At 76.1% G+C, this 8,422-nt stretch carries 7 protein-coding genes; 3 read left to right on the top strand and 4 right to left on the bottom strand.

Annotated elements, in window-relative coordinates; genetic code table 11:
* The 3 genes from ACFWAR_RS38770 to ACFWAR_RS38760 form a co-directional block, all read right to left on the bottom strand.
* A partial coding sequence (locus tag ACFWAR_RS38770) for an AAA family ATPase (protein WP_385788249.1) occupies window positions 1-233 on the bottom strand: 233 nt, incomplete at its 3' end.
* Between the two features lie 102 nt (window positions 234-335).
* Window positions 336-1,310 (bottom strand): hypothetical protein, encoded by a 975-nt coding sequence (locus tag ACFWAR_RS38765; RefSeq protein WP_385788246.1) that lies wholly within the window; start codon window positions 1,308-1,310, stop codon window positions 336-338.
* Between the two features lie 200 nt (window positions 1,311-1,510).
* A complete protein-coding gene (locus tag ACFWAR_RS38760; protein ID WP_385788243.1) occupies window positions 1,511-2,221 on the bottom strand; it encodes a FadR/GntR family transcriptional regulator in 711 nt (236 codons plus the stop codon).
* Window positions 2,222-2,392: 171 nt separating this feature from the next.
* Between ACFWAR_RS38760 and ACFWAR_RS38755 the strand changes: the two genes are divergently transcribed.
* The 3 genes from ACFWAR_RS38755 to ACFWAR_RS38745 all read left to right on the top strand — a co-directional run bounded on the left by ACFWAR_RS38755 (window position 2,393) and on the right by ACFWAR_RS38745 (window position 7,387).
* A complete protein-coding gene (locus tag ACFWAR_RS38755) occupies window positions 2,393-2,932 on the top strand; it encodes a gluconokinase (RefSeq protein ID WP_385788241.1) in 540 nt (179 codons plus the stop codon).
* Between the two features lie 12 nt (window positions 2,933-2,944).
* On the top strand, window positions 2,945-4,345 hold the full coding sequence (locus ACFWAR_RS38750; protein ID WP_385788239.1) for a GntP family permease: 1,401 nt from the start codon (window positions 2,945-2,947) through the stop codon (window positions 4,343-4,345).
* 126 nt (window positions 4,346-4,471) lie between these two features.
* Window positions 4,472-7,387, top strand: a complete 2,916-nt coding sequence (locus ACFWAR_RS38745) for a tetratricopeptide repeat protein (protein WP_385788236.1) — start codon at window positions 4,472-4,474, stop codon at window positions 7,385-7,387.
* Between the two features lie 31 nt (window positions 7,388-7,418).
* Here the strand turns inward: ACFWAR_RS38745 and ACFWAR_RS38740 are convergent, their stop codons facing one another.
* Complete coding sequence (locus ACFWAR_RS38740; RefSeq protein ID WP_385788233.1) at window positions 7,419-8,219, bottom strand: hypothetical protein; 801 nt, start codon at window positions 8,217-8,219, stop codon at window positions 7,419-7,421.
* Between the last annotated feature and the right edge of the window lie 203 nt (window positions 8,220-8,422).

Raw genomic sequence — 8,422 nt, 5'->3', positions numbered from 1 at the left:
GCCCGCCGACGGCCGCGGCAGGCGCCGGCGGGCGCGTCCGCGGCCCCACCGGCGGGCCGCCCGCCGCGGCGCGTCAGTACCTGCCGGGCCAGGCGGCTCTTGCCGACGCCACCCGGGCCGGTCAGGGTCACCAGGCGGTGGACGCCCAAGGCGCGTTCGAGCGCGGCCAGTTCACGGTGTCGTCCGACGAAGGAAGCGGGCCCGCCCTGGGGCCCATCGGCTTGTGCCAGCACGGGAGACAGTGTGGCCCACCGCGGGGCCCGGCGGGACCGCGAACGACGGGGCGGCCGGGCGGCCCCCGGGCCCGGCGGCGTCGCCGGGCCCGGGGCGGAGCGTCAGGAGGCCCGGCCCGGCGAGGGCTGCGGGGAGACCGCGGCCCAGGCGGCCCGGCAGTTGACGGTCCGCCCGTTGGTCTCGCAGTGCGTGTGGTAGAGCGTGCCGTCCTCCGTCAGCGCCTTGATCTTCAGGTCGTTGCCGTTGATGGCCAGGGACACCGCACACACGTTCGCCGGGTAACCGGTGACCGGCGCCACCGTCAGGTCCGTCCACGCGAACTCGCCCCAGGCACCCGTCTCGTCCCGGCCGCGCCGCCCGAGGTAGGTCTTGGAGTCCTTGAGCACGAGGGCGAACTCCTCGGAGTTGTTGGGCATCTGGGAGTCCACCGCGCGGCACGGCCCCATGGGACCCGTGATCCCCTGCGGGCCCACCGGACCCAGCGGCCCCACCGGCCCGCGCGGCCCGGGCGGCCCCTGGAGGCCGGGCGGACCGGCCAGGCCCTGCGGCCCCCCGGCGCCGGGGAAGCCCGGCAGGCCCTGGCGACCCGGGGGCCCCGCGGGACCGGCGGGGCCCTGCTGACCCTGCGGCCCGGCCGGTCCGCCGTCGCCGGGGCGCCCGGGATCACCCTTCGGCCCCTGGTCGCCCTTGCGCCCGAGCGCGCCCGCGAGACCGGCCGCACCGGCCGCTCCCGTCGCGCCCGTGGCGCCACCGGCACCCTTGGGGCCGGGCAGGCCCGGGGCCCCCTTCTCCCCCCGATCACCCTTGGGGCCCTTGGCGCCCGGCGGACCCTGAGGGCCCTGGGGACCCATCGGGCCCGGGCAGTGCCGGTCGGTGCCGGGCGCGGCCGCGGCGCTGCGGGGGTGCTTGGCGCACGTGGCCGCCGGGGCGGCCCCGGCGGCGGACGCCCGCACCGGTTCCGGGGCCACCTCCGAGGCGAGCGCGGGCGCGGTGAACCCCCCGAGCGCGACGGTCACCGGCAGCACGAGGCCACCGGCCAGGCGGGCCCTTCGTCCGGTTCTCGCTGTGGACTTCATGTGCGTACCCCTTCGCCGAACGGAACGATCATGTGCTTCGGCAGAAGCCAGGGGAGCATCTCCCGGGCGCGGGGACAATCAAGATCCAAAACGGGAATGTCGCCGCCGGATCAGCGAGTTGGGCCAACGACACGCGGTGCCGGTACGCCGATCAGCCGCGCGGACGGGCCGGAGCGGGGCCGCCCGCTCCCCCTCGCGGCTCAGGGGGCGAGCACGTCCAGCTCCTCGAGCGCCCCGACGGCGATCTCCCGGGTCAGCGCCTCGGCGCGGGCCGCGTCCCGCTCCCGTACCGCCTCGGCCACCCGCACGTGCAGGGTGACGGCGGCCGGGTCGGGGTCGGGGAACATCACCGCGTGCTCGGTGCGCCCGGTCAGCACCTCGGCGACGACGTCGCCCAGCCGCGCGAACATCTCGTTGCCGGAGGCGTTCAGCACGATCCGGTGGAACGCGACGTCGTGGTGCAGGTAGCCGTCCAGCTGGTGTCCGCGCGAGGTGCGGACCATGCCGAGGGCCGCTTCGGTGAGCGCCGCGCACTGCTCGGGCGTGGCCCGCACGGCGGCGAGGCCCGCGGCCACGGGCTCGATCGCCGAGCGCAGCACGGTCAGCGAGCGCAGCTGGCGGGGCCGGTCGGCGCCCGCGAGGCGCCAGCGGATCACCCGCGGGTCGTAGACGTTCCACTCCTCGGCCGGACGGACGGTGACGCCGACGCGGCGGCGGGACTCGACCAGGGCCATGGATTCCAGCACCCGGACCACCTCGCGGACGACGGTGCGCGAGGCGCCGAACTCCCGGGCCACCTCATCGGTGCGCAGGACGCTGCCCGGGGGGTGCTCCCCGGCGGTGACGGCGAGGCCGAGGGCGTCGAGCACGTGTGCGTGGAGCCCCTGCGCGGGGCCGCCCTCGGTTGTCATGGCGCAAGCGTACGGGGTGCCCCGGGTCGCCCACCGCCGCGACCAGGGGTTTCAAAAGATGTGATGTTTTACCGATGAACCCTTGAATAAGTACTACTTAATAGGCTTCAGTGGTGCCAGATGTCGATGAGGACATCGCCGAGAACAGCGAGGTACCCCATGGGCTACGGAGTGAGCACCGCGCGCGTCATCGTGGTGATGGGCGTGGCCGGGACCGGCAAGACGACCGTGGGGCAGCTGCTCGCCACCGCGCTCGCCCTGCCCTACGCGGAGGGCGACGCCTTCCACCCGGCGGCCAACGTCGCGAAGATGGCGTCCGGCGTCCCCCTGGACGACGCCGACCGGTGGCCGTGGCTCGACGCCATCGGCGAATGGGCCCGCTGCCGCGGCGAGCGGGGCGGGGTGGTCTCCGCGTCCTCGCTCAAACGCGCCTACCGCGACCGGTTGCGCGCCGCCGCGCCCGGCGCCGTCTTCGTCCACCTCACCGGTGAACGTCCGCTGATCGAGAGCAGGATGGCCGCCCGTACCGGGCACTTCATGCCGACCACGCTGCTGGATTCGCAGTTCGCCACCCTCGAACCGCTCCAGGAGGACGAAGCGGGCGTCGCCGTCGACGTCTGCGGCTCCCCCGAGGAGATCACCGCGCGGGCCCTCGCCGCCCTGCGGTCGGTCCGTCCCGGCTCCTCCGCCCCCACCCGCCCCGAACACTAAGGAACCGTCACCGTGACCAGTCTCAGCGTCGAGACTCTGGCAGCGGCCGCCGCCCCGATCACCTCGGCGGGCAACGCACAGCTGGGCATCGCCGTCCTCGCGGGCATCGCCCTGATCGTCCTGCTCATCACCCGCCTCAAGATGCACGCCTTCCTGGCGCTGACCATCGGGTCGCTGACCCTCGGGGTCCTCGCGGGCGCCCCCCTCGACAAGACCATCACCAGCTTCACCGCGGGCCTCGGCTCCACCGTGGCGGGGGTCGGCGTACTGATCGCGCTCGGCGCGATCCTCGGCAAGCTGCTCGCCGACTCCGGGGGCGCGGACGAGATCGTCGACACCATCCTCGCCCGGGCCAAGGGCCGGGCGATGCCCTGGGCCATGGTGCTGATCGCGTCCGTGATCGGGCTTCCGCTCTTCTTCGAGGTCGGCATCGTGCTGCTGATCCCGGTGGTGCTGCTGGTGGCCCGGCGGGGCAACTACTCCCTGATGCGGATCGGCATCCCGGCGCTGGCCGGCCTCTCCGTGATGCACGGCCTGATCCCGCCGCACCCCGGACCGCTGGTCGCGATCGACGCGCTGCACGCCAACCTCGGCGTCACGCTCGCGCTCGGCGTGGTCGTCGCGATCCCGACCGTGATCATCGCCGGGCCGCTGTTCTCCCGGTACGCCGCCCGGTGGGTGGACATCCAGGCCCCCGAGCCCCTGACCACCGGGCCGTCCGACGCCCCCGTGGACCGCGAGCACCGCCCGCGCTTCGGCGCGACCGTGGCCACCGTGCTGCTCCCGGTGGTCCTGATGCTCGTGAAGGCGCTCGTCGACATCGTGGTCGACGACAAGGCCGACGCCGTCCAGAAGGTCACCGACGTCGTCGGCTCGCCGCTGATCGCCCTGCTCGCGGCCGTCATCGTGGGCATGTTCACCCTGGGCCGGGCGGCGGGCTTCACCCGGGCCCGGCTCTCGGTGACCGTGGAGAAGTCGCTGGCCCCGATCGCGGGCATCCTGCTCATCGTCGGCGCCGGTGGCGGCTTCAAGCAGACGCTCATCGACGCCGGTGTCGGTCAGATGATCCTGGACCTCTCGAAGAGCTGGTCGATCCCGACCCTGCTGCTGGCCTGGCTGATCGCCGTGGCCATCCGGTTGGCGACGGGCTCCGCGACCGTCGCGACGATCTCGGCCGCCGGGCTGGTCGCCCCGCTCGCCGCCGGGATGCCCACCACCCAGACCGCACTGCTGGTCCTCGCGATCGGCGCGGGCTCGCTCTTCTTCAGCCACGTCAACGACGCCGGTTTCTGGCTGGTGAAGGAGTACTTCGGGATGAGCGTCGGCCAGACCGTCAAGACCTGGTCGGTGATGGAGACCATCATCTCCGTGGTCGGCCTGGTCTTCGTCCTGCTGCTGTCGCTGGTGCTCTGACCCGACCGCCCCGCGCGCCCCACCCGAAGCACTCCCCCCGAAGCACTCTCCCCGATGCCCTGCCGCGTCCGCCGCGGCAGGGCATCATGCCTCCAGGGACGCGGGCGGCGGCGGGGGCGGGGGCCGATGGACGAGCGGGCGGTCAGCAGGCAGGAGCTCATCCGGCAGCGCCGACGGGGCGGATTCGTCGGGCGGCGCCGGGAACTGGCGGTGTTCGAGGAGAACTTCGCCCGGCGCACGGACGACGCGGCCTACCAGTTCCTCTTCCACGTGCACGGCACGGCCGGTGTCGGCAAGACCTCGCTGCTGCGCCAGTGGGAGGCCACCGCCCGGCGCCACGGGGCGGTCACCGCCCTGCTCGGCGACGAGGTGCACGGCGTACTGGAGGCCATGGAGGCCGTCAGCGCCCAGCTGCTGCGGCAGGGGTCCCCGCTGAAGGGCTTCGACAAGCTGCTCGCCACCTACCACCTGCGCCGCCACGAAGCGGAGACGGCCGTGCCCGAGCAGGGGCGCGAGCCCGGCCCGGGCGGGGCGGCCGGTCCGTCGGTCACCGGGGAACTGGTCGCCCGGGCCGGAATGGCGGGGCTCGGGCTGGTGCCCGGCCTCGGACCGATCGCCGGGGCCTTCGACCCGCGCCAGGTGGCGGAGGGCGCCGACCGGTTGCGCCTGGCCCTCGGCGCGCGGCTGCGCAGCCGCGAGGACGTCCAACTGGTGCTCTCGCCCTTGCAGGTGCTCACCCCGGTCTTCCTCGCGGACCTCGCGGCGGTGGCCGGCCGGGCGCCGTGGGTGGTGCTCTTCTTCGACACCTACGAGCGCACCGCGCCGGTGCTGGACGAGTGGCTGCGGGACGTGCTGGTCACCGAGCGGTACGGGCCGGTGCCGGTCAGCGTCCAGGTGGTGCTCTGCGGCCAGGGGCGGCTCGCCCCCCGCTGGTGGGCCGACTCGCTGGAACTGATCGCGTCCGTGGGCCTCGACCTGTTCAGCGAGGAGGAGGCGCGGGCCCTGCTCGCGGCCCGCGGGGTGACCCGCGAGCCGGTGGTCGACCTGGTGCTGCGGCTGTCCGGGCGGCTCCCGGTCCTGGTCGACCTGCTGGCCCAGGCGCGGCCCGAGGACCCGGAAGCGGTCGAGGACCCGTCCGAGACCGCGGTGGAACGCTTCCTCAAGTGGGAGGCGGATCCGCGCCGTCGGGCCACGGCGCTGGACTGCGCGCTGCCCCTGTACCTCGACGAGGACGTGTTCGCGGTGGCCGTGGGCGACCGCGCCGTGCCGCCGGAACGCATTGCCGAGGAGTACGACCGGCTGCGCGGCCTGTCCTTCGTCACCGACCAGGCCGGCCGCTGCCGCTACCACGACGTGGTGCGCGCGGCGATGCTGCGGGTCCGGCGGGCCCAGTCCCCCGCCCGCTGGCGGACGGACCAGCTGCGGCTGGCCGATGCGCTGCGGCAGTGGCGCGAGGTCCGGGAGGGCGGGCGGCCCGGGGCGCGGGAGCTGTGGAAGGACCCGGTGTGGCGCGAGCACCGGCTCGGCGAGATGTACCACCTGCTGTGCGCGGATCCCGTCGCGGCGCTCGCGGGGGCGCTGGACACGCTGGTGCACGCCTGCGACCCCGGCGGCACCGCGGCCCACCGCGCCGCCCTGATCGCGGAGCGCGCCGGACAGGACGCCGGTGATCCGGCGCTCGCCGCGCTCGGCCGGAGCCTGCGCGAGGCGGCCGACGACGCGGACGGGGGCGGCCGGGTCCGGGTGCTGACGCTGCTGCTGGGCGCCCGCGAGCTGGCCGGACCCTCGCGCGTACTGGCGCACGTCCTGCGGGGCCGGGAGCACCGCAACTCCGGGCAGGACGCGCGGGCGCTGGCCGACTACGACCGGGCCCTGGACCTCGACCCGGGGGCGCTGCGCGCGTACTACGGCCGGGGCACCGCCCACCTGCTGGCGGGCCGCTACGAGCCGGCGCTGGTCGACCTGACCCACTTCGTGGAGCGGGAGCCCGCGGCCACCCACGGCTGGGTGGAGCGCGGCAGGTGCCTTCACCACCTGGGCCGGGACGAGGAGGCGGTCGCCGACCTCGACCGGGCGCTGCTCGCCACCCCGGAGGATCCGTGGGCGCTGTGCTTCCGCGGCCAGGCGCACCTCGCCCTCGGCCGGACCGGGCGGGCCATGGCGGACTTCGACGCGGCGGTCGCGCGGAGCCCGGACGACGGCTCGATCCGCGCCTGGCGGGGGACCGCGCTGCACGCCGTGGGGCGCTACGAGGAGGCGTTGGCCCACCTCGACGGCTGGCTGCGGGAGCGGCCCCGCTCGGTGTGGGGGCTGGCCCAGCGGGCGGGGGTCCTGGCGTCCCTGGGCCGTTTCGAGGACGCGCTCGCCGACCTGGGCGCGGCCCTGCGGCTGCGCCGGGACGCGCCCTGGCTGCTGGTCCGGCGCGGGCACCTGCTCCGCCGCATCCGGCGCCACGCCGCGGCACTGGCCGACTTCGACGCGGCCCTGGCCCTGGAACCGGCGAACGCCTGGGCGCGGGCGGGGCGCGGGGAGACGTTGCGGTGCCTGGGGCGGACGGGCGAAGCGTTGTCGGAACTCGACCGGGCGCACGCCCTGGACCCGGCGGACCCCTGGATCCTCTCCTGGCGCGGGCGGCTGCACCGGCGCACCGGGGACCTCCACCGGGCGCTGGCCGACCTCGACGGGGCGCTCGCCCTGGCACCGGGCAGCGCGTGGGACGTCTACGAGCGCGCCCTGGTGCTGCGGCTGACGGGGCGGGACGCGGACGCCGAGCTGAGCCGGGCCGCGGACCTGTTCGCCCGGGAAGCGGCGTCCCTCGGGGTCCACGGCGTCCGCTCCCGGGGAAATCTGGTCGTCGTCCTGTGCGCACTGGGCGACTGGGAGCGGGCCGCGGCGCAGACCACGGCGTTCCTGGCATCCGGTCGGCTCCGGTGGCAGATCGAGGAGGTCCTGGAGGATCTGGCGGACCTGCGCGCGGCCGCCGACCCGGACCCGCGCCGGACCGGCGAACTGACCGCCCGCCTGACCGCCGCCCTCGGCTGAGCCGCCGGGCGCCGCTGCGGGGTGCGGGCCCTCAGCCGAAGGCGGCCGTGCGGAAGGCGGTACGGGTCGGGCCGTCGGCGGTGGGCGCGAGCAGCAGCGCCCAGCGACCGCGCCGCGGGGAGACCCACAGGTCCGCGCCGCCCGGCCCGTGGTGCGTCCAGGTGTCCTGCCGGTGGTCGGTGCCGGGCGCGGGGTGCCAGAGCAGGCCGCGGGCCGGGACGAGTTCACCGGTGCGGATCCGCAGCGACTCGGTGATCCAGGCGCGGGTGAGGGGCTGGTCCGGTCCGGCGAGCAGGTGCCGCAGGAAGCGGCTGAGGTCCTCCACGGTCGAGTGCAACCGGCCGGAGCCGGTGAGCGCGGTGCGGAGCATGCCGAGCGGGTGCCAGACGCGGGTCGCGGCCAGGTCGGCGAGCGGGCGGCCCGTCAGGTGCTCGGCGATGCCGCCGAGGGTGGCGCTGGAGCCCTGGTCCCACGCGTGGGTGAGCAGGTGGTGGGCGGTGGCTCCGCCGGTGGCCTCGTCGCAGTAGGCGGCGAGCGGGGTGTGCAGGCTCAGGGCGCCCTCGGCCACCAGGGTGCCGATGACGGGCCAGAGGGCGAGGACGGGGCCGAGCCCCTCGGCCTCGAAGGGGTCCTCGCAGGGGCCCGAGGCGGCCAGGGGGCCGTCCCGGTCCCCGACGGCCCAGGTCGCGCCGGGTCCCAGGGCGGCCCCGACGGCCGCCCGCAGCTCCCCGGCGGCGCCGTCCCGTCGTGGCGCGCTCCCGTCCCGGTCGGCCGGCGGGTCGGCGGGCTGGTCGGTCGGCGGCACGTGCGGCGTCTGCGGCGTCGGATTCATCGCGGTTCCCGGCTTTCCGATCCTGGACGGCGGCGGTCCGGTCACGTTAGTCACGGCCCGGGCGCCGGTACGGTCGCGCCGCCCCGGCGCCGGGGCGCGCCACCCGAATGCCCGTACCGGCGGGGGGGGGGGGGCGGGCGCCCCCCCCCCCCCCCCGGGCGCCCCCCAGTGGGGGCCGGGGGGGTGCCCCCCGGGGTTGAGGG

The organism is Streptomyces sp. NPDC059917 (assembly GCF_042730635.1).
Lineage (GTDB): Bacteria > Actinomycetota > Actinomycetes > Streptomycetales > Streptomycetaceae > Streptomyces.
Note: the sequence above shows the minus strand (reverse complement) of the source record. Positions and strands in the feature narration are given on the sequence as shown.

What these genes read in the sequence shown, in the direction of transcription:
- ACFWAR_RS38765 (WP_385788246.1), bottom strand. Translation starts at nt 1,310, where the DNA reads ATGAAGTCCACAGCGAGAACCGGACGAAGGGCCCGCCTGGCCGGTGGC.
- ACFWAR_RS38760 (WP_385788243.1), bottom strand. Translation starts at nt 2,221, where the DNA reads ATGACAACCGAGGGCGGCCCCGCGCAGGGGCTCCACGCACACGTGCTC.
- ACFWAR_RS38745 (WP_385788236.1), top strand. Translation starts at nt 4,472, where the DNA reads ATGGACGAGCGGGCGGTCAGCAGGCAGGAGCTCATCCGGCAGCGCCGA.
- ACFWAR_RS38740 (WP_385788233.1), bottom strand. Translation starts at nt 8,219, where the DNA reads ATGAATCCGACGCCGCAGACGCCGCACGTGCCGCCGACCGACCAGCCC.